At 53.2% G+C, this 22,677-nt stretch carries 12 protein-coding genes; 10 read left to right on the top strand and 2 right to left on the bottom strand.

The genetic code is table 11. The features are described from left to right. The first annotated feature begins 221 nt into the window (after positions 1 to 221). Positions 222 to 764, top strand: coding sequence for a hypothetical protein (locus tag DFP98_RS18395; RefSeq protein ID WP_116062059.1), 543 nt, complete (start codon positions 222 to 224; stop codon positions 762 to 764). Between the two features lie 794 nt (positions 765 to 1,558). Next, on the top strand, positions 1,559 to 2,716 hold the full coding sequence (locus DFP98_RS18400; RefSeq protein WP_116062060.1) for a DUF2264 domain-containing protein: 1,158 nt from the start codon (positions 1,559 to 1,561) through the stop codon (positions 2,714 to 2,716). Positions 2,717 to 2,883: 167 nt separating this feature from the next. On the opposite strand, the gene DFP98_RS18405 is transcribed toward DFP98_RS18400, so the two are convergent. Both DFP98_RS18405 and DFP98_RS18410 read right to left on the bottom strand, forming a co-directional pair. Then, on the bottom strand, positions 2,884 to 4,851 hold the full coding sequence (locus DFP98_RS18405) for a PAS domain-containing hybrid sensor histidine kinase/response regulator (RefSeq protein WP_116062061.1): 1,968 nt from the start codon (positions 4,849 to 4,851) through the stop codon (positions 2,884 to 2,886). A 175-nt stretch (positions 4,852 to 5,026) separates the two neighbouring features. After that, positions 5,027 to 9,457, bottom strand: coding sequence for an AAA family ATPase (locus DFP98_RS18410; protein ID WP_116062062.1), 4,431 nt, complete (start codon positions 9,455 to 9,457; stop codon positions 5,027 to 5,029). Positions 9,458 to 9,664: 207 nt separating this feature from the next. On the opposite strand from DFP98_RS18410, the gene DFP98_RS18415 reads away from it, so the two are divergent. From DFP98_RS18415 to DFP98_RS18450, 8 genes are all read left to right on the top strand, one after another. Then, positions 9,665 to 9,844 (top strand): hypothetical protein, encoded by a 180-nt coding sequence (locus DFP98_RS18415; RefSeq protein WP_116062124.1) that lies wholly within the window; start codon positions 9,665 to 9,667, stop codon positions 9,842 to 9,844. A 97-nt stretch (positions 9,845 to 9,941) separates the two neighbouring features. Continuing rightward, positions 9,942 to 10,412 (top strand): DinB family protein, encoded by a 471-nt coding sequence (locus tag DFP98_RS18420; RefSeq protein WP_116062063.1) that lies wholly within the window; start codon positions 9,942 to 9,944, stop codon positions 10,410 to 10,412. Between the two features lie 536 nt (positions 10,413 to 10,948). Beyond that, a complete protein-coding gene (locus DFP98_RS18425; protein WP_116062064.1) occupies positions 10,949 to 12,727 on the top strand; it encodes a sensor histidine kinase in 1,779 nt (592 codons plus the stop codon). Next, a complete protein-coding gene (locus DFP98_RS18430) occupies positions 12,724 to 14,310 on the top strand; it encodes a response regulator transcription factor (RefSeq protein WP_116062065.1) in 1,587 nt (528 codons plus the stop codon). Before DFP98_RS18425 ends, DFP98_RS18430 begins: the two co-directional genes overlap by 4 nt. Before the next feature lie 126 nt (positions 14,311 to 14,436). Next, positions 14,437 to 15,771, top strand: a complete 1,335-nt coding sequence (locus tag DFP98_RS18435; RefSeq protein ID WP_181917776.1) for an ABC transporter substrate-binding protein — start codon at positions 14,437 to 14,439, stop codon at positions 15,769 to 15,771. A gap of 272 nt (positions 15,772 to 16,043) precedes the next feature. Next, on the top strand, positions 16,044 to 16,940 hold the full coding sequence (locus DFP98_RS18440) for a carbohydrate ABC transporter permease (protein WP_116062067.1): 897 nt from the start codon (positions 16,044 to 16,046) through the stop codon (positions 16,938 to 16,940). Beyond that, entirely contained in the window at positions 16,930 to 17,775 is an 846-nt protein-coding gene (locus DFP98_RS18445; RefSeq protein WP_116062068.1) for a carbohydrate ABC transporter permease, read from the top strand. Before DFP98_RS18440 ends, DFP98_RS18445 begins: the two co-directional genes overlap by 11 nt. A gap of 81 nt (positions 17,776 to 17,856) precedes the next feature. Continuing rightward, positions 17,857 to 22,614, top strand: coding sequence for an S-layer homology domain-containing protein (locus DFP98_RS18450; protein WP_116062069.1), 4,758 nt, complete (start codon positions 17,857 to 17,859; stop codon positions 22,612 to 22,614). The last annotated feature ends 63 nt before the right edge of the window (positions 22,615 to 22,677 follow it).

Raw genomic sequence — 22,677 nt, forward strand, 5'->3', positions numbered from 1 at the left:
ATATGCCTTTTTCGTTTTATCTATTGTTAATGCTAGTCCAAAGGAATTAGTGACAGCTTGAAAATAATAGTATTATGTGAAAAGATCGCTCTTAAATGTACTTTTTTTTGATAAATTCTATATATTTAAGACGATGGATATCAATTCAAGTTGGAGGTCGAATTCTAATAAGATGTGACCCTGGTCCCAAGCATTATTTAACGTTTTACGGAGGAGGAATTATGGTTAAATACTTTGGATTGATATTTATGATGATGATGTTGGTCTTATCTGGCTGTAACACGAAAAGCGAATCATTGAACAATTTGAATCATGAAATTATAAAATACGGCATAAATACTTCAATTCCTCAAATTGATGATCTCATCATTAGTTATGTACATGTTGTCTTACCTCCAAAGGATATGGGCAAAAATAACCTTGGGGATGTTAACACAGTAGTTGTATCCTATACAGAGGAAAAGGGTAAATTAATTAAATTGAGGTCTGATCAAAAGGAAAAAAACGACATAATAATTTTATATGGGCCATTTGAGGCTAACAGCATACTGAATTTATCAATCAGTAATACAGAAAATTCAATTGACGGTGCATCAATCAAAACAACTCACGGTAAAGAAATGTACTATAAAAAAAATAACAATAATTTAATATTACTAGCAAATCATAAGAAAATGTCGTTTATTATCGAAGGACAAATAACAGATAAATACACCGAAGAGAGATACGTAAGTATCATGGATGATATCCTAAGTTCGAACTAATGAAAGAATTATGTCTGCATGCCATTATCGAGACTTCATTGAAAGACTGTTACAGTACAGTATTTGGGAAACGTTTGATTGATCAAACGTTTCATTTTCCTAGAACGTTCCGAAGTCTCAACGCTAATAGATAATTAGGTTGTGGTTCGCAAGCAGCATCGAAGAGATATCCATCATTACCTTGATACAGCCCGAAGAGTGACTTTAAACGCTTTTAGTCTGCTGGGGACAATAGCCATCCAATATCTAAACATGCAATTTCGCCAACTCTCAGCAAAGCCAAAGTAATATCACCTGATTCATCTAAACTATACCGCTATGGTTTCTTAAAGTGAAAGTGGACGAGGCTATTGATGCATGTGATCAATAGTCTTGTCCTTTTTGTGTTCAATAATCGTCTTCTGATAGTTGAGTGTGAATCAGATTGGTAATACGGCCAAGAATCTCAACGTTGACATAGAACCCCAAGCTCTCATATATTTCTATGGTGTGTAGGATATTTGTCTTATAAGAAATTTATCAGTATTGAGCAGGCTCTGGAGGGAATGTGTTGACAAATTTCAATGTTAATCAGGTTTTTCAATAGTAACTTCTGTTTCTGATATTGCTTGTCAAATATCACTGAGGGATAATACTTGACAATAATCCTACTTCGTATGAAAAAATGAGTGGAACTCCATCAGGCTCGTGCGAAGCGCAGAGATTTTCTCGACACCTACGGTACCGCATCGTTAGAATGAGGAGGAGATCATCAAGCGATACGCAGCGATCGCATCTGTCTGGAGGAGAGCCGCATGAATCCCGGAAAGCTGAATCGAGCTTATTGGATCGATACGCTGAGACGTATCGCAGATCCGGTGCTCGTTCATCTTGCAAAACGTGAGCTCAAGTTGAAAATGCCGATCGAAACAAATGGCGAAGATAGGGAGAGATATGCCGGTCTGGAAGCGTTGGGGCGGCTGCTGTGCGGTCTGGCGCCGTGGCTGGAGAGCGGAAGCGACGAGGGGGAAGAGGGGCGATATCGCAGGGAGTACGCAGAGCTTGCTCGCGATGCGATCGATGCCGGCACCGATCCGAGTTCTCCGGATTATATGAATTTTACATATGGAGGTCAGCCGATCGTCGACGCCTCGTTCCTCGCGCATGCGATTTTAAGAGCTCCAACAGAACTGTGGGATAAGCTGGACGAGAGGGTCAAAGCGAATGTGATCGCCGCGCTGAAAGCCACGCGAACGCGCAAGCCGGTGTACAGCAACTGGCTGCTGTTCTCGGCGATGATCGAGACGTTCCTGTACCGGGTAGGCGAGGATTGGGATCAGATGCGCGTCGACTACGCGATCCGCTCGCACGAAAACTGGTACATGGGGGACGGAGTATACGGAGACGGTCCCGATTACCATGCGGATTACTATAATAGCTTCGTAATTCAGCCGATGCTGGTCGATATTTTGGATGCGGTACACACGCTCGACCCGGAATGGGCCGCCGTCCGCGAGCGCGCGCTGCTGCGGGCCATCCGCTATGCGTCGCAGTTGGAACGCCTCATCGCGCCGGACGGAACTTATCCGCCGTTGGGCCGTTCGCTGGCCTATCGCTTCGGAGCGTTCCAGCATCTTGCGCAGATGGCGCTGCAGCACCGGATGGAAGCAACCGTAGAGCCCGCCCAGGTGCGCTGCGCGTTAACGGCGGTCATTCGCCGCACGATCGAAGCTCCGAATACGTTTGACGCGGAAGGCTGGCTGACGGTTGGCTTTTGCGGGCATCAACCGGACATAGGCGAGCCCTATGTCTCGACCGGCAGCTTGTACCTGTGTGCGGCAGTGTTTCTGCCGCTCGGTCTGCCGGAGAGCGATCCGTTCTGGCAGGGAGAAGCCGCATGGACGCAGGTAAAGGCTTGGAGCGGACGCGACTTCCCGATGGATAAAGTGTTGAAGCTGCCGTTTTCTAAGTAGAGTCGTAAAGGTTAACAACCCTTGATCTTGGTCGACTTGTATGGTCTTTCCTACAAACCTCCGTCGTTTGAGCCTGAATCGAGTTGCTTTGTACGATTTTTCGAACAGCGTACGTCGTTTCCTTCTTATTTGAGTTGCTTTATTTGATTTTTCGACTAACTTTCCAATCAATTGGAGTATGAGACAGTCCCTTCAGTACGAATATACTTGCTAATCGTATCGATGAGCTTGTCCCGTTCGGACGGCTTGGTCAGAAATTCGGAGACGCCCAAGGCGTAGCCGCGCTGTCTGTCGCTGAGCATCGTCCAGACGATAACCGGAATGTCGGCGGTGTCCGGGTCGTCCTTCAGAGCGGCGAGCACTTCCCAACCGTCGGTATCGGGCATCAGAATGTCGAGGCAGATGACGTCCGGACGTCGTTTCTTCGCCAATCGGATGCCCTGCGGCCCGGTGCCAGCGTAGGCCATGCTCCAGCCGGTTTTGGCGATATACCGCTGCATCAGTTCGCGGTTGGAGGCTTCGTCGTCAATAAGCAGAATATTGATGGACGACGACGCTTCTTCCGCATTGCCCGGATCGGCTTCCACACTTGACTGCTGAGCCTCCCTTGGCTTTTCCTCCATAATCGGGAGCCAGCAGATGAAGCTGGTGCCGACGTCCGGCTCGCTTTCCACGCGGATATCGCCGCCTAGCATCTGGCTGATTCGCTGGCTGATTGCCAGCCCTAGACCGGTGCCGCCGTATTTGCGCGTCGTCGATGCATCGGCCTGAGTAAACGGAAAGAACAGCTTTTCCATCTGCTCCGGCGTCATGCCGATTCCCGTATCCTGTACGTGAAAGCTGTATCCGTCCGAGCCATCGCGCGCTTCTCGGAAGATGCGCAAGGTGATCGTTCCCGCATCGGTGAATTTATTCGCGTTGCTCAGCAGGTTGATCAGAATTTGCCGCACCTTGAGCACATCGGTCGTAATGATGTCCTGCGCTATACATTCATAGTTAAGACGGTTTCCTTTTTCCTCCGCCAAAGGCCGGATCGTAGTGGTCACGTCCTGAATCAGGTCGGGCAAGCTGCACGTTTCCAGATGAAGCTCCATTTTGCCTGCCTCGATTTTGGAAATATCGAGAATATCGTTGATCAGAGCGAGCAGATGGTTGCCCGCCTTGCTGATTTTGCCCAAGTCTTCGACGAATACCGTCTCTCCGAGCTCTTCGGCCTCTTCCCGCAGCATTTCGCTATAGCCGATAATCGCATTAAGCGGCGTGCGCAGCTCATGGCTCATATTGGCGAGAAATTGGCTTTTGATCATATTGGCCTTGACCGCTTCGTCCCGAGTTCTGGCTAACTGCTCGGTGCGCTCGGCCAACGCTTCCTCGGCCTTCACCCGATCGGTAATATCGGACCGGATCGAGATAAACTGACGAGGCTGGCGATTGTCGTCGAGGAAGGGAACGATCGTCGTATTCATCCAGTATTCCGTGCCGTCCTTCGCCCGATTTTTAACCTCGCCCCTCCACACTTGTCCGCTCTTGATCGTGCCCCACATCTCTTTGAAAAAAGTTTTCGGATGATAGTTGGAGTTGATGACCCGGTGCGTTTTGCCCAACAGCTCGTGCTTCTCGTATTTGGAAATCTCGCAAAACTTCTCGTTAACGTAGGTAATAACCCCTGCACGATCGGTAATGGCGACGATCGACGATTCGTCCAGAGCTTTCTCGATGTCGCGCAGGTTTTCCATCGTCTGCATAAGCTTAAGCTTATTTTCTTTGCGCTCCGAGATGTCCGTGCCGATCGAGACCGATTGCTGCACCTCTCCGTGCTCATTGACAAGGGGAATGATGGTCTGCGCAAGCCAGGCGCCGCCGCCGTCCTTGGACGCAATTCGGATTTCGCCCTTCCATACCTTCCCTTGCTCTATCGTCCGCTTCATTTCTCCCAAAGTTTTATCGGAATTAAAGTCGGCGGCAGTCAGCGATTCATAAGTCCGTCCAATCAACTCTTCGGGAGCGTACTTCGATATGGCGCAAAATTGCGGATTGACATATGAAAAAGCACTATTGCGATCCAAGATTGCTACGATAGAGGATTCCTCAAGAGCAGATACCGGGAACATGACATCCTTGATTTCCGAAAACATGGTTGTCCACTTCGCTTTCAGGCGTTATGTCAATAATAGATTCCATTCTTTGGAGAGACTTAACGCTTCCATTGTAGCATACGACAAATTTCTGCAAAAGACGGCAGAAAGGCTTGGTCACGCGTATTGCATCTGTATAAAACGAGGCAGCTTCATGCAGTACGGCCGGACAGGGTTACCTCAGCAGCTTGAGTTCCTTGGCCTGCTCTATTGCCTTAATGCGTCGATTGACCTTAAGCTTGGCGAAAATATTTTTGACGTGCACCTTTACCGTGCCGACGGCGATGATCAGACGATCGGCGATCTCCTTGTTGGACAGTCCGGCCGCAAGCAAGGCGAGTACCTCCAGCTCCCGTTCGGTAAGCGGCTCGTCCATCAGACCGGGGGCGGGAAAGTCATCCTCCGCTTCCGACTCCGCATAGACCGGACTCGGCGAGCTTTGCAGCACGCACAGCATCAAGCCCTGCGAAGCCATAGCGAGCAGGACGGCGAGACGATCCGCGGCGAATAAGCCGCCGGCCAGTCTGTTTTCCAAATACAGCACGCCCAGCATAATACCGTGTACGACAACGGGGGCGCATAGCACCGATTGAGGTCGGCGATTGCCGATATACGGATTATGGATCAACCAGCTCTCCTCGTCGGCAGAGTAACGGACGTTCTCGCGCGTCCGCGCGACATAGCGAATGAGGCCCTCCGGCACCAAGGAACTGTCCAGCACTTCTAGCGGTAGAGAAGGAACTTTGCCCATGCCCTCGGCGTCGGTCTCGGAATCCGAGTATGCCTGAATATACAGAGCCTCCTGACCGCCCGTGATCAGAGCGCCTTTGCTGGCGCCTGCATGCTTCAGAATCGTACTCAATATTTCGGCGAGCACAGCGTCCATGTCTATGCGATTGGCCATCGTTTGGCTGGCTTTCACAATTGCGGTAAGATCGGCGCCGTCGAGCGTATAAGATTCGCCTGGCTCGCTTGTCGCCGCGACGACGTTGGCGACATCGACAGGAAGACCTGTCGGATCCGCCTCGTATTCCGCCGCGGGTGCCGCCGCTTGCTCTTGCCGCCGCAACGCCTGCAGCCGCTCCTCCGCTTGCCGCAGCTTCAAGGGAAGCTCCCACTGTCCGTACCCGTCGACGGCCACCTGCCAATAATAGAGCGCCGTCGTTCTTTTGCCGCACCTGTCGTAATGAACGGCGGCCAGCTCACCCGCCAGTCCGATGATTCGGAAGTCGTCTTGCTCTCTGGCCTCCCGGATCGCTTTATCGTAGATTTCCTCGGCCAGCGCGAATTTTTCTTCAGCCCGCGCATACTCGGCATCCAGAAGCAGCTGTTTAGAACGAAAGTTATCGGAGCTCCACCTCGTCCATCTTTTAAATCGCCGAAGAGCGCGAACTAGCCTTTTTCTCGTTAACGAGCTTCGTCGGGATCGGGCATGGATTTCCGCCAAGGCAAGCGCCTCGTAGAACTGACATTCCGGCAGATGGGGCAGATGAGTGGCATAATCCTCGTAGGCTTCCGCATGGCGAGCCCAGCGGGCGGATTCCTCGCAATTGCCCAGCAAATAGTAGAGCTGCGTCTTATACGTACCATATTGAAACAAGGTAGTGGCCGATGTCTCCTCCCGGCGAATCCGCTCCAGAAACGCCTCCTCGTCAAAGTCGGGACTGCTGAACGAATCCGGCGCAGCCGTTCTTCCTTGAAGGGCGAGAATGACCTGCTGATACAGATAAAAATTTTGCCTGACGAATTCGTCCTTTGTCGTATCCAACACGGCCATGTAATCGGCGATTGTTCTCGCAAGTTCGCTTAAGGACGCCCGCGTGTATAACGAGTTGACGTGAGCGCCCATCGCATAGCTTACGAAGACGTAATCGCCCGAATCCAAGCCGCAGCGCAGCGCCTTGGCTAAATAAGCGTCGCCTTCTCGGGCGTTCCCGGCAAACTGGCATAGCACTCCGCCGAATACAGTGTAGGTTTTGCTCGTCACCGAGGGGACGTTGTATCGTTCGGACAGCTCGACGCCGACCTTGCCGATGGTGTAGCCTTTGCCGAATTTGCCCATTCCGCTCCCGAGAAGCATGCCGTAGGCGGAATAGACGGCGGCGGATACGGGTGTGTTGCCGTAGCGAAGCGACAGTTGAATGGCGCGGCACATAAGCAGGAAGAAGATATCCTTATTCGTAAAAAACGTGGACGGAATGATGGCGAAGATCAGATTCATCGCGGCGATCCGGACTTTATCCGACATTTCCTCCATCTGGGCAAGCCGGTCGAAACGACCGCGAAGCAGCGCCTCGATCCGAATTCCTTCCATTAGAAGCGTTAATTTTCCCGGATTGTAAGAGACTCTAATTTGCAGCTCGTTTAGACTTTGCAGGCCAAGAGCGGTTCCTTCCACATATTTGCCTTGATTAATCAGCTGCATAATTCTAATCATCTGCGCCCGGCTTCGTTCGACCGGGTTGCGCGCCCGATCCAGCACGAGCTGAATATCCCGTTCATATTGCTGATGATTGCCGCACAGAAACTCGCACTCCGCTTTCCGAGCGTGCAGCTCGAAGCAGAGCTCGAACTCCTCGTTCCAATCTTCCGCGGATAGCAGCTCGACGCCCTTGCTGAAATACTCCAATGCGACGTCATAGGCGGAAGTCTCCAGCGCACGGTTGCCCGCATCGCAATTTTTTACGGCCAGCAGTCTTAACTCCCGCTTGTCGGTCATTTGCACGGAGCCCAGATTCAGATGGTTTATTCCGTCAAATAAGCTTCCTTCGGCTCCGGAACCCTCGGAATTCGCCGCGATCAGACTGCGGCCGATTAACAGATGGATATTCTGTTTAGTTCGCTCGTCGAGCTTCCCGTAGATCAGCTTCTGAATGCTGTCGTGCGCAAAGCGGAGCTTGCCGTGCTCTCCTTGAACAAGCATGCCCTCGGCCTCCATCGCCGACCATTCCGATTTAGCATCTTCCGACGTCAAGTTCGCAACGGGCGCGACTAAACGGGGATCGAAGACGCTTCCCGCGCAAGCGGCGGCTTGGAGCAGCTTCAGTGCGGCGCTAGACAAGCGGCTCAGCCTATGCTCTATCAATTCGTGAATGGCGTACCCGGGCAGGCGCTCGATAATTTCTCCCAGACTCCACTGCCAGCTCTGCTTTTCGCGGTTGTAGAGCAAACAGCGGTCGTCCTGCAGGCGGAGCAGAATCTGCTTGAAATGAAACGGATTTCCGCCGGATTGCGAATACAGCAATTCCGTCAGTGGCATCGCCACGTCTGCAGGGCTGCCCAGCGTCTCCATCACAATCCGATTGATCTGCTCCGGGCCAAGTGGAGATAGAGGGATGTGGCGGATGGCCGCCTGAACGGCAACGCTCCCGTCCGACTCGTAACCGGGAAGCTTGCTGCGATCCGTCTCCGAAGGACGGTAAGCGCAGACGAACAGGAAATACTGGCTTTCAGGATCGGAGAGCAGAGCGCGAATCAATTCGAGAGATGAAGCATCGGCCCATTGCAAGTCGTCGATAAACAGGACGATGGGATGATCCTTGGATGCCAGCGCCTGCGCGAATTTACGAAAAGCATAAACGAATCTTGTCCCCGATTCATGATTGGATAGCTCCGACTCGCTCTCGGAGGAGGTAACGTCCAGAAGCAGATCGGCTTCCGGAATCATCGCCGTAATGAGGCCAGCGTTAGCCCCCAGCGCGGTTCGCAGCTTGTGCTTCCAGACCTCGGACCGCTGCTTCCTTTCGCCCAGTAGATGGCGGACAAGTCCGCGAAAGGCTTGTATGATCGGAGGATAGGGGCTTTGCTTGGGGATTTGCTCGAACTTTCCGGTAATGTAGTAGAAGTCCCGGGTCTGCGGCTGCTTTCGAAACATTTCGTCCAGTAGGCTCGATTTTCCGATTCCGGCTTCTCCCGACACGTAGACGACCTCTGCCGATCCGAGGCAGGCGGAATAGAAGGCTTCGGTCAGGACCGCCATTTCGGCCTCTCTGCCGTAAAAGCCGGGCATGGTGAAGAAGGTATCGTCGGAGCGTCCGATCTTGTCCAGGTCGGCAATGAGAAGTCCGGCGTTCTGGTAGCGGCGATCCGGGTTTTTGTCCAATAGCTTCATTACAATCGCTTCAAGGCCGTCCGGCAGTTGCAAATCCGCGCCGGTTATCGGGGCGGGGCTTTGTGCAAGATGCATATAAATCCATTCCAGCGGATGATCGGTATCCGCCAGAAAGGGCAAGCGTCCGGTCAGCATTTCATAGAAAATAACGCCCAAGGAGTACAAATCGCTGCGTTCATCAATTTTTCTTTGCATTCTGCCGGTGTTCTCCGGGGAGCAATACGGCAAACTTGCATGAAAGCTGCCATTATAGGCCGGGCGCGCATAACCATCGGGCGAGCCGCTCGCCTCGTAACCTGTGTCGATGAGCGCCGCCTCTGTACCGTTCTGCAGGATTTCGATCCTCTCGGGGCGCAAATCCAGATGAAGCTTATGCATGCGATGAAGATTTTCAACTCCGGCCGCAACTCCTCTAGCCAGAGGGAGAAACCGTTCCGCGCTCATCGCGCCTTGCTCTTGTATCGCGTCTCTTAATGTCAGCCTTGTTCCCTGCATTTCCGCACACCTCTAAACTCGATTAATGCCACTAAATGTATTGTACTAGAAACAGCGGCGCGCGATATAGAGAAATCGTCTGCGGCCTCCGATTACAGTAAAAATATCACTTCGGAGGTATAGAGAAATCCGAGCGGCTGATTTATGCTGATTTTGCGAAATGTAAGCTCATTAAATAATCATTTTCGGGAAGCGCAGGTGGGGTTAGTGTTTAATGCTTTTATTGCTTTTATTTCCGTTATGCTGCTGGGGGCAGTCATCTACGGTACAGTTTGGTGGCAAGGCTCGAATATGAGCTGGAAATTCACGAAGTGGTTTTTCATCGTTTTTTTCATCGCGGCGTTGATTACGGGGGTGCTTACTTTAGCGGGGGTTATCCAATTTTAGCGTCATATTCGCAGGCCGCCAGCGGGTTGTCCAGCGATTTGAATTCGTCCCCCATCGAGTTTAAAATAGAGTAGAAACCATTTGGGGAGGCGTAATCATGTATCGTAAAGCGGAGGATTTTTTGGCGGATTGGGCGGCATCGTCGGCGGGAACGCTGGCTGTGATGAAGGCGATCACCGACGACAAGATGAATGTGGCGATCGTTGAGGGACATAGCTCGCTGGGTTGGCTGGCGTGGCATCTGGTCGGCTCGGGCGGAGGGTTCGGCCATTTCGCAGGCCTGAATATTCCTGCGATCCCACGCGACTCAGAGGTGCCGTCGACGATGGCGGAGATTGTCGCTAAGTATGAAGAGGTTATCGCCGCTTATAACAACGAAGCAAAGAATCTGTCGGACGAGCAGTTGGCCGAGGAAATCAAAGGCTTCATGGGTCCGACGAAACGCGGCCAGTTTCTGCGCCAGTTCATCGATCATCAGACGCATCACCGCGGCCAAATGACGGTGCTGCTCCGTCAAGCGGGGCTGCCTGTTCCTCCTGTGGCGGGACCGACGAAGGAAATGAAATAAAGGCAAGGCAGAACAGGCGAGCTTTCCCATAACGGGGGCTCGCCTGTTTGGTGTTTTCAGTCGGTATCGCCCCAATCGCCTATTTGTACGGTTTTCCCTACAAACGTCAGTCGTTTGAGCCTGATTTGAGTTACTTTATACGATTTTTCTGACAAATGCCCGTCGTTTGGATCTAATCGGAGTAGCTTTGTATGGTTTTTCGGCTAACTTCCCCCACGGAAGTCGCCTTGTGGATCGAAAAGCTGTAGTTTCAACAGGAACAGTCGAGCGGGCACAACCGTCGAGCAGACACAACAGTCGAGCGGACACAACCGTCGAGCGGACAAATCGTCGTGTACATTATTAGAGCAACTTGACATGTCTATATGGGCAGCCTCTTCCGTATTGTAGATTATCGAAACTTTTTGTAGCTGAGCAGCCTGCCCAGAGTGTCGCGCAGAAGGCTACAATATTGATTATTGAGTTTCATTGTCGAATGATGCAGAATAATGTAAGCGCAAACATAATAGATCGACTACAAGTATGGGGCTGTTGATATGAAGCGTATAAGAGATGCCTTTTTGGAGCTGAGTTTGGGCAAGAAGCTCGTCGTCTATCTGCTCGTATTTATTATGATCCCCCTAGGTATCGTGGCTTTTATTATTCAGCTGAAAGCTTCCAACGTCGTCTATGACAAGACCCGGGACAACCTGCTTCAGGTGCTCAAGCAAACCCGGTTCGGCATCGAGAATATCGTTCGAGAGGCGGATTATCTGTCGCTTACGATTTTGTCGGACGATTATCTGCAAGAGCTTATTCATTTCCATACGGAGAAAAACTATCTGGACGCAGAGCGCAACAAGGCTAAGCTGTTCGTGTCTTTCGATTCCCTGCTTCACAGCAAGCCTTATATTAATTCGATTGCCGTTAGCCGGGGGCGAGAAATCATCTTCCAGTACGGCGATTCCGTTCAGGTGGAGGATACCCGTTTTCACGGGACTGCGGAGCAGCTAGGCGGCAAGGTGTTCTGGACCCCGCCGTATCTATTGAACCAACGGTACAAGCAGACTTCTCCCAAACCGGTTATTTCGCTTGTGCGAGCCATCAACGACTTGAATGCGCCGCGGCAGATCGCTGTTGAGCGAGTAAGCGTGGATGAGAGTTATTTATCGAATATGTATGCCGGCATCCACTCGTGGAACGGCGGGGGTATCTCTATCGTCGACCGGACCGGCAAAGTCGTTTCTTCCCCGAATAAGGATCTGCTGGATGCCGATCTGAGCGATCAAGAGTATGTTCGATACCTTCTTCAATTCGAAGAAGGTTATTTCGACGCGCGAATTAACGGCGCAGACAGCGCGGTCTTTCATTACCGGATCGAGGATACGGGCTGGCATGTCGTCGAGATCGTTCCGAAGAGGGAGCTGCTGTCCCAGCTTGAGGTCGTCAAGTTGTTCATCCTGATCGGCATGTCCTTGTGCGCGTTGTTCGGCATTCTGTTTTTCATCGTCCAGAGCAAGAGTGTGGTCAAGCCGCTTAAGCGGCTGACCAAGGAGATGGCCAAAGTGAAGAGCGGCAATCTTAATGTACATTTAGAAATTCGATCTAAGGATGAGATCGGAAGAGTGTCTTATATTTTCATCGATATGGTAGGGCAGATTCAGAACTTGATCGAGAAAGTATATAAAGGGCAAATTCGCGAGAAAGAAGCGGAGCTGAAGGCGCTGCAAGCGCAGATAAACCCTCATTTCCTGTACAATACGCTGGACTCGATCCGCTGGATGGCCGTTAAACGCAAGGCTTACGATATCGGAGAGCAGATCGAGGCGCTGTCGGATCTTTTTCGCCATACGCTGAATCAAGGCAGGGAAACGACGACGATCGGCCGTGAGATCGACCATCTCAAAAACTACCTGCTCATTCAACAGAATCGCTTCGCCGACAAGCTGAGCTGGGATATTGAGGTCGATCCGACGCTCATGGAGGAACCCGTGCCGACTCTGCTTTTACAGCCGCTCGTCGAGAATGCCATTATTCATGGAATTGAGCCTAAAATCGGCAGCGGGACGCTTCGCGTATCGGTATTCGAGCGCCTTGCGGGCGAAATCGTTCTGAGGGTTCAGGATGACGGCGTCGGGATAGGCGCAGGGCTGATCGACGAGATTCTCAAGGTGGAACCGGAGGGGCACAAAGGGTTTGCGCTGCGTAATATCGCGGATCGGCTGCGGCTGCGATACGGATCGTCCTCCAAGCTTGAGGTGAGGAGCGAACCTGGACAAGGAGCCTGCGTAGAACTAACGATACCAAGACATCGGGAAACGGGGGAATCGGAATGAAACTGTTGATTGCCGACGATGAGGTGCAAATCCGTACCGGCCTAGCGGAAGGGATCGACTGGTCGATGTTCGATATCGATCAGGTGTATTCCGCGGCCAACGGAACGGAAGCCTGGGAGCTGTATAACCGGCATCTGCCGGATATTGTCATCACGGACATCCGGATGCCGGGGATGGACGGCCTGGAGCTGAGCAGGGCGATCAAGCGGAAGACGCCTTCAGCGGCGGTCATTCTCCTGAGCGGTTACGCGGATTTTCAATACGCCAAGGAAGCGATCCAGATCGGGGTTGCCGATTACGAGTTAAAGCCGGTCAAGCTGCGCAGTCTGATCGAGATGGTCAAAGCCGCGCAGCATAAGCTGTTGGCGCATCGGCAGGAGGAGCGGGAGCGCAGGACGCTCCAGGCGGCTCGCTGGCTGGAGAAGCTTGCCCTCGGGGAGCAGAGCAATTTGTCCATGGGCGCATGCGAGATTGTCCGTTATTTGACGAACACGGACGGAAATTTTGTCTGCATGGCGCTGGAATGGGACGGCTACGCTGTCCGACTGTCCGCTTTAAGTCCGGAACGGCGGGAGCAGATGTATGCCGAGGTCGGAAAGCAGCTGCTCTCTCGGTTTGCGAGCGAAGAGTATGTCGCGACAGATATGAGGGAGCGAAGATTCTATGTCTTGTGCAGATTGGCGCAAGTCTATTCGGCGGATAGTTGGGAGGCGTCGGTCCGTCAGTGGCACTGGGATCTCAACGGCACCCTGACGGACAAGTTCGGCATTACCGTAAGCTTGGGTATGAGCGCTCCGGGGTCTGTAGAGGCGCTGCTTCGATTAATGGGCGAAGCATGCGGCGCGCTTAACGGCAAATTGGTGCATGGGGGCGGAGTTGTATTCAGAGCTGTGTCTGGCTTCGTTCCCGTGCGCCATTATCCGCTGCCGTTAATCGTGGAACAGAAGCTTGCGGAGGCTGTGCTCCATCTGGACGTCGCTGCCGTTAATGCGCTGATCGACCGACAATTTGAAGAAGCCGGGCAGATTGCCGGTCTGTCCAGGGAAGGGGTGGAGGAGCTATGCGTGGAGCTGCTGCGAATACTGTACGGCGTTTGGCCCGAAGAGCGGAAGGAAGAGCGCCGATCGGATCGGCCGGAATGGAGCAGGGCGATCTTCCTTCATTATGAGATCATGCAAACGTATAAAGAGGAGGTGCTGCGCCGTTACATGATGACGCTGGAAAGGCAGCGGAACGGGAGCGGCGGCAAGCATACGTACCTGATCGCGCAAGCGACCGACTATATCCGGAGCCATTATAAATCCGAATTGACGGTGGAAACTTTGGCGGAGGTGACGGGGATTACGCCGAATTATTTCAGCCATCTGTTTAACAAAGAGGTCGGCGTCCCATTCCGCGAATATTTGAATCGACATCGCATCGATGAAGCCAAACAATTGCTGAGAAGCACGAATCTGCTGGCCTATGAAGTTATGGATCGCGTCGGTTTTCAGAATTACAAGTATTTCTGCCAGGTGTTCAAGAAGAGCGAAGGATGCTCCCCGTCCGATTATCGTAAACATGCCGTCCCGGGCAAATTGTAGATTTGCGGGAACAGTTTGTAGATTCGTTGCCTGTGGGAGCGGGATGTTGCTCTCTATAATGAAAGCGTAGCCAAAATAAGCGAACGAGTGAAGGCTGCAAAACAACCCGGGAGGATGGAAAGAACAATGAGGAGCGTTAAGAAAACAGGGGTGCTCGGCAGTATGTTGTTGGCTGCAATTTTGCTTGTAACCGCTTGCGGCGGAAAGGGCGGCAATGCGGGAAGCGCCATTCCGAGCGCGGAGTCGTCCGCTGAGGCGTCTTCCTCGACGCCGGCCGCGACTACTCCGGCTGCGAAGAAGAATATCAAGTTCTACGGAAAAATCGTGGAATATACGTCCGGCGAGAAAATGGTAAGCGAGCTTCAGGAGCAGTTGAAGGACAAGTACAATATCGAGGGCATTCAGGTCGATTGGGCGAACCTGGAGAAAATCATCAAGACGGGCATCGCCTCTAATACGCCTGCGGACATCTATCAATTCTGGCCGCAAAACATGAAGACGTTCGCGGACGCCAATCAGGCGCTGGATTTGACGCCGTATCTGGAGGCGGACAACGGCGCATGGAAACAAACCTTCAACCCGACGCTGCTGGAGTTGGGCAAATTCGACGGGAAATATATTGCGGTTCCGCTGGGCTCCAATTTCTCCGTCATCTACGTAAACAATGCCATTTTCGAGAAAGCCGGAATTCCCGTACCGACGAAATGGACCTGGGAGGAATTTATCGCCGCGAGCAAGACGATTAAGGAGAAGACGGATGCGTACCCGTTCGCGATCGGCAAGGAGAAGGACATTCAGCCTTGGCTCGCGCGCAACGGCATATTGAGCCTTGGGAAGAGCGAAGGGAAACTCGAAGACCTGGCGGCCGGCAAAGTGCCCGGTACGGATCCGATCTTCTCGAAGGTGTTAAGCAATATTAAAGCTCTGTATGACAACCAGTATTGGTATCCGGGCAAGGGAGCTTTAACCGTGAGCCGCGACGAAGCGAAATCCGCATTCTATCAAGGCAAGGTAGCAATGCTTGCCGAGGTATCGGCCAATGCGGGAGGAATTATCGCGGATGCCAAGGATTTTGAGGTGTCTGTCGCAAGCTGGCCTTCCATGGGGGCAGAGAATGCCGTCCTTGGCGGTGCGGACGGATTGTTCATTCCTGCGAATGTCACGGATAAAGATGCGGCGGTCGAGGTGCTGAAGACGTATTTGAACGAATCGATCCAGAAGATCCATGCAGACGAAGGTTACGCGGCCGCGAACGTGAACGTAAAGGTCAGCGATCCGGTCATCCAGCGCATTATGGAGCTCAGCGCGGATGTGCAGGCCAAGGAATTTTACAATTTCGGGCCGAAGATCGCCGCATTCTTCGAGCAGGAGTTTATCCCCAACCATGTATTGGTAGGGCAGAGCGAAGCAAGCGTATTGGACAAGCTGGAGAAGGTTCGTCTGGATACGTTAAATAAATAAAAAGCAGAGCTTTTCTCATAAGCAAAGACGTACCAGAGGATCGATGGAAAAAGAAGAAGCATCTATCTCCTGGAGACTGCCTCATACGTTCCTGAAATGACCCTATCATGGGTTTACCCCTTCAAAATTTCAGGATCGTATAGCAGCGGAAGGAGATAGATGCGACTTGCACCATTCCAACGATCATCGTTCGATACGGATCTTTGTACTTATGGGACAGCCCCTTGTCGAAGAGGCAATGTTTTTCAGGGGAAGGAGAGAGACATACAGACATGACGGCTCTGAGCAGTCAACGCAAAAAAATGATAGGAACGGGCATTTTGTTTATGCTTCCGGCCCTTGCTTTTATCGCTTTTGCCATCTTCATTCCGACGATCTGGAACGTGGTGCTTTCCTTTCAGGAATGGGACGGATTTCTGCATCGAGAATGGGTGGGTTTTCACAATTACAAGGAAGCTCTTCTAGAAGAGAATGTGCGCAAGAGCTTGTTTAATTCCATCTATCTGGCAGTCGCAATGACGTTTGCCGCTCTTGTGATCGGAACCGGGCTGGCAGGGTTTATTTACCGGCTCGGCCGGCGCGAAGGCGCCATATGCCGCTTGATTCTGTTTATGCCGGTGATGCTGCCGGTTGCCATTATCGGGCTGCTGTTCACCTTCATGTACAATCCGGAGATGGGCTTGATCAACCAGCTGCTGCGTACGATCGGACTCGGGTCCTGGGCGCAAGCTTGGCTGGAAAATCCGGATACGGTGCTTCTAAGCATTATTATTGTAGGCATCTGGCGCTTGACGGGACTGACGATGATGCTGGTCTTCGCCGCGATGCAGAATATCCCGGTATCCTTGTTCGAATCCAGCAAACTGGAGGGGGCGAGCTACGCCCGTCAATTTTTCTCCATCGTGCTTCCGTTGATCAAACCGATCGTGCAGCTGTCGGCCATCTTTACGTTGGTGCTGGCGTTCAAGTCCTACGACCTCGTATTCGTCATGACCGAAGGCGGACCCGGCATTCTGTCCCGTACGATTCCGCTGCAGATGATCGATACGGCGTTCACTTACAGCGAGTTCGGATATTCCGCCGCAATGGGTTTCCTGCTGACGATTGCCGTTATGCTCATTATTCTGATTACGAGTCGGATTTTGCGGGGTACGTCTTATGAATATTAGACCCGGTCTGACCGCTAATCTCGCCGCGCATCCGATCAGCAGAACGGTCGTGGTTCTGTTTATCGTGCTTACCATCTATCCGGTGCTGTTCGTATTGAATACTTCTTTCAAGTCGACGGCGGAGTTTTTCGTTAACGTATGGGGTCTGCCTAAGAATGTACACGCCATTAATTATCCGAAAGCCTGGCTGGATGCTCATATCGGGGAGTATTTCTTAAATTCCAGCATCGTCGTAGGGATTTCCGTATTGTTCATCGTCATCTTCGGAGCGATGGCCGGTTACGCGCTTGCGCGGCTGCACGTGCCCTTCGCAAGCGGAATCATGTTCCTGATTCTATCCACGACAATGCTGCCGTCGGAGTCGGCGATTATGCCGCTATATATCATGATGAGCAGGCTTCATATGATCGGCGAGCTTCACTCGCTTATCATTCCCTATATCGGTTGGGGCTTGCCGATGACCGTCTTCATCTTCCGCAGCTTTTTCCGCACGCTGCCCGAAGAGTTGCTGGAAGCGGCCCGGGTGGACGGCTGCAACGAAACGAAGACATTTTACCGCATTACCGTACCTCTGATGCTGCCGGCGATTGCCACTTGCGCCATTTTCAACTTTGTCAGCTTCTGGGGCGAATTGCTCTGGGGTTCGATTGCGCTCTCTACCTCGCCTCTAAAGACGATTCCGATGGGCGTTATCGCGTTCAAGTCGCAGTTCGCAACGGACTGGGGGCCTTTGTCGGCGGCGATCTGTCTGGTGCTGATTCCGCTGGTAGCGATGTTTCTGTTCGTGCAGAAGTATTTCGTGCAGGGCCTTACCGGCGGAGCGGTCAAGGGTTGACGGGGCGCGGCGCGGCAAAGCGTCAGAGCGGCAAGAAGCAGTCGCAGGACATGCATACTGACACTTGGGGAGGTTGTTCGCATGATTAGCCGATTAAAAAGAATGGTGCTCGCATTTGCGATTCTGGCGCTTATCGCGCCGCCTGTCATGACCGGGGGACCGTCGATCGCGCAGGCGGCGGAAGGGCAAGTCGAGGGAGGGAATCTGGATTTCTTCTCGAACGCGAAAATGGGCCTCTTCGTTCACTACACGTATTCGTATCCCGGCTATGAGTATGGTCACACTTACGACAGCCCGGGGGGGAATCCCGTCGCCGACGTGAACGCGCTGGCGGATGGCTTCGACGAGGAGAGGTTCGCGGACGTGGCGCAGAGCATGGGTGCCGAATACGTTACGTTTACTGTATTTCATGCGGGGATGAGCGCGTTGTACCCCAGTGAAACAATGAATGCGATCATGCCCGGCAAAGCTTCGAACAGAGATGTGATCGGGGATTTGCTCGCCGCGCTGACGGCTCGGAATATCAAGCTGGTTCTGTACTTCCACCCCGTTGACGGCCACGATCTGACGACGGAGCAGCAGGCGTTGACCGGCTGGGGAAACTATGAGTTATGGAATAAGTTCATTAACGATTTAATCGTTGAAATCGGGGATCGCTACGACGGGCAGATCGCGGGCTTCTGGTTCGACGGCGCCCCCGGCTCCGACCGCATTGACGGCGCGAGGCTTAAAGCTTCCGTCCGCCAATATAACCCGGAAGCAGCCGTATGGGTGAATTACGGCATCCGCTATAACGACAGCCTCGTATTTCCGCATCTTTCCGATTTTGTCGCTTCCGAAACGATGGGCGGCATCGACGCGAATACGGACAATTGGCTTACCTCGTCCGGCCAAGAGAATAATAGAGTGACCCAGGAATGGTGGGCCCGGTACAACACTCCTATTCTTTACAACGCGGAATCCATGCTGAGATATACGGTTCGCTTGGCCGCAACGCTTGGTCAACGCAACGGCGGTATACAGTGGGCGACGGGACCGTATGCCAACAATGAGTGGGAGCCCGGCGTCGAAGCCGAGTTTGCAAGATTGGGCGAGAAGATCGCCGAGATCGGTCCGTCCTTGTTCGGTACGCGGCCCAGCACCTCCTATATCACTTATCCGCACACGACGCAGAACGATACGTGGGGAGTGGCGACGGATTCGGCGGACGGGCAGTACGTGTACCTTCATGTACTGAACTCTCCCGTTGGACAGACACTGCAGATCGATCGCGCTTTCGATGGCAGAGAGTTTCATGAAGCCCGTTTGCTGGCGAGCGATGTCCCTCTGTCTCTAGTTCAGAATGCCGGGGGGTATGCCATTACCCTTCCGGAGGGAGAGACCTGGAACGAGACGGATACCGTCATTCGCCTCGGCGTAAGCAAATCTTCCGATTCCGAGCAATGGAAGCAGATCGAGCATGTTCGTTCCATTGGTATTGCCGAGATGGCGCCGACGTCTGCGCCTAAGCAGTTCAAACCCGTTTATCGCGGATATATGGCGGACGGACAGAGCATCGTGCTGGACAATCGGTTCGTTAAATTATCCGTAGAACCTTCCAGTGCTATTACAGCCGCGCCGGACGGTACGTTAACCGGGTTGAAGCCGGGGGTGACGAGCCTGACGTTATCTCTGGATCAGGCCGTCGTATCCGCGCTCGTTCCGGGCATCTCGGTTCCGCAGCTTGCCGAGGAATACCATCTGATTTTTAACGGAAGAGCGTTCGAATGGATCCCCGTCGATTTCAGGGATTCGGGCGCATTTTTTACCAAGGCGGACGTAACGACAGGTCCCAACAATGAATTGTTTAACCACGTAACGGTTCCGCAGGGGTTGGGCTTCGCTTTCAGAACCGGGGCAAACCCGATCACGGTCAGCCAATTGGGGAGGTATTACACGGCGGGGAGCAATCGCATTCATACGTTGTTTATTTACGATCATGCAATGAACAAAGTGGCCGAGACGGATATCGACATGGCGAAAGGCCGGCCGGACGAAGCGGGCTTCAAGTATAGTCCTCTTTCCGAAGCTGTTGTATTGCAGCCCAACCAGGACTACTATATGACTTCATCGGAAGAGGCGGGCGGCGATTATTTCCATAACAGCGGCGTAGCGCTGACGTACGATTCCTCGCAAGGCACGGTTCTCGGACCGTATCATGCCGGGGACCGGATGTTGACGGGCTCCGGAGCGCGAAGCTACGGGCCGGTTAACTTCAAGATGGCGGAGATCAACCTAGGGGACAGAGTTGCACTAAGCGTTGAAAATATGCAGCAGTCGTCCACCGAAGTCGGATATGTCGAGGTGCACGGTTTAAGGGCGGACGAGCAGCGGGAAATTGTAAGCAATCGGATGCTGACGTTCAGCGTGGAGGATCCGTCTGTCGCTATCGTTAGGAATAACGGGACGGTTCGGCCCTTAAAGCCAGGCACGACGATGGTTACAGTGCGCGCGGCCGAGAGGCCGGAGCTGACGGCACAATTCCGGATTACGGTGACCGATGGGGAAGCGGGCGTGGAGCTTGGCGCGCTTGACGGCAATCTGGCTCTGTCCGCCTCCGTTACGACTTCCAGCACGGTTGAGGCCGAGGTATGGGGCAAGTCGTTCGCCGTGGACGGCCTTCGGGGATTGGACGGACAGCCTCCGTTCGGCTGGACAAGCGCCGACCAGCTTGGCGTAGACCACTCGGAATGGATCAAGCTGGATCTGGGACGCATCGTGCCGATGAACCGAATCGATCTATATCCGCGCAACGATGCGGATCGTGAAGGCTACGGTTTTCCGATCGATTTTACGGTTCAAGTGTCCAATGACGATGCGCATTGGGAGACTGTAGTCAGCGAAACGGATTATGCGCTGCCTGCGCCAGGGGAGGTGCAGTCGTTTGCGCTTGACGGTATTACAGCGGCGAGATACGTCAAGATCGTCGGCACGAAGCTGCGTTCGGCTCCGTTCGATGCCGATCAATACCGCATGCAGCTGGCCGAAGTCGAGGTATTCGCGCCTTCAGCGACGGAGGTAGCCGCCGGTATTCGGAGCTTGACTGCGCCGTCGGCGCAAGATACGCTGCTTAAACTGCCGGGTGTGCCGAAGGGGTATGGAATTGAGATCGCGAGCTCAAGCCGAGAGGAAGTCATCGCGCTCGACGGTCGGATTGCGGTTCCCGAAGCCGATGCCGCGGTCGAACTGGTGCTGAAGGTGACACGGAATTCCGATCAGCAGACCGGGCTGACCCTTCCGATTATCGTTACAGTAGCAGGTAGCGCAACGAACGGACCGCCTGCCGCTCCTGCGATCGTAACGGCGGCCGCGGCAGGAACATCTGCCATCAACCTGAATTGGGCGGAGTCAGTTGGGGCAACCGGGTATCGGATCTATCGGGCGGTTGCGGCGGACGGGGAATATGGCTTCGTCGGCACCAGCGCGACGGACAAATATGCCGATACGGGACTTGCATCTGGCAAATCTTACTTTTATAAGGTTAGCGCCGTTAACGATCATGGGGAATCCGGGTTGTCGCATGCGGTATCTGCAACCACTTCCAGTTCAGGCGGAACGGGAGGGACCGGGAATACGGGGGGCTCTTATGGCGGCCCAGTTGCGTCGCCTGAGCAGACATCGACAGAAGTTAAGGGCAGCACAATAAAGCCGGATTCCGTTCTCGCTGCGTCATCCGGCAACTCCATCTCGACGGTCGATCAAGAAAGTATCGAGCAAGCATGGGCGAATGCGATGGCCAGCGGTGCGGGGGCGATTTCCATCGAGGTTCCTCATAAGGCGGGGGCGGCAAGCTATGTTGTTTCGCTTCCGAAGACTGCCCTTGATCGGAAGGAGGGGGCGCAGCGGATTCATGTTCTCAGCGCTGCCGGCGATTTGAATGTTCCCGTCACCCTGCTGGGTACGATGAATACCTCAGGCAAGCAAACGGTAAGCCTACAGATCGGATCGGCGGATAAATCCGCATGGAGCGAGGCGGTTAGAAAGGCTGTCGGAGATAGGCCGGCCATCGACTTAAGCGTGCGGTTGGACGATTCAGCGGTCGCTTGGCGGAACTCTAACACTCCAATCCACGTACAGATTCCCTATGTTCCGACAGCGGAAGAACGGCTGAATCCCGAGCATATTATCGTATGGTTTGTTGACGAGGCGGGCAATGTCTCGCCGGTACCAAGCGGTAAATACGATGCGGCAACGGGCCGAGTGACGTTTAATGCCGTGCAAGCGGGCAAGTATGCCGTTACTTATGTAGAGAAGTCTTTCGCGGATTTAGACCGATATCCATGGGCCAGGAAGCAGATTGAAGCGATGAGCGCCAGAGGGATTATTAACGGAAGAACGGAGGCAACCTTCGATCCAGCTGCTTCAATTAGCAGAGCGGAGTTTATGAAGCTGCTCGTTACGGCGCTGGAACTTCACGCGGTGGCAAACCAGTCGTTCGACGATGTCTCCCCCGCCAAATATTATTACAATGAGGTTGGCATTGCGAGAACATTGGGCATTGCCGGCGGGATTGGAGGCAACCGCTTTGAACCGGACGCCGACATTACCCGGCAGGATATGATAGTTCTGGCCGAGAAGGCAATGCGAATCGTCAACAAGCAATTGGCCGTGGGACGGGCGTCGGATTTACGGCAGTACGCGGACAGCGCGCAAATCGCCGCTTACGCGGCGGACAGTATCGCAGCGTTGACAGCTGCCGGAATCGTAACGGGAAGCGACGGTTCCGTTAAACCGCATGCTTCTTCGACGAGAGCCGAAGCGGCCGTGTTGATCTACAAAATCATGAGCAGCTTGTACTGATCGCGTGCGACGCGATTAGGAGAGGCGGTCTTGTCGTCACGCGATTGACGGAAAGGCCGCCTT

The sequence above is a fragment of the Cohnella phaseoli genome (assembly GCF_003386235.1).
Taxonomy (GTDB): Bacteria; Bacillota; Bacilli; order Paenibacillales; family Paenibacillaceae; genus Cohnella; species Cohnella phaseoli.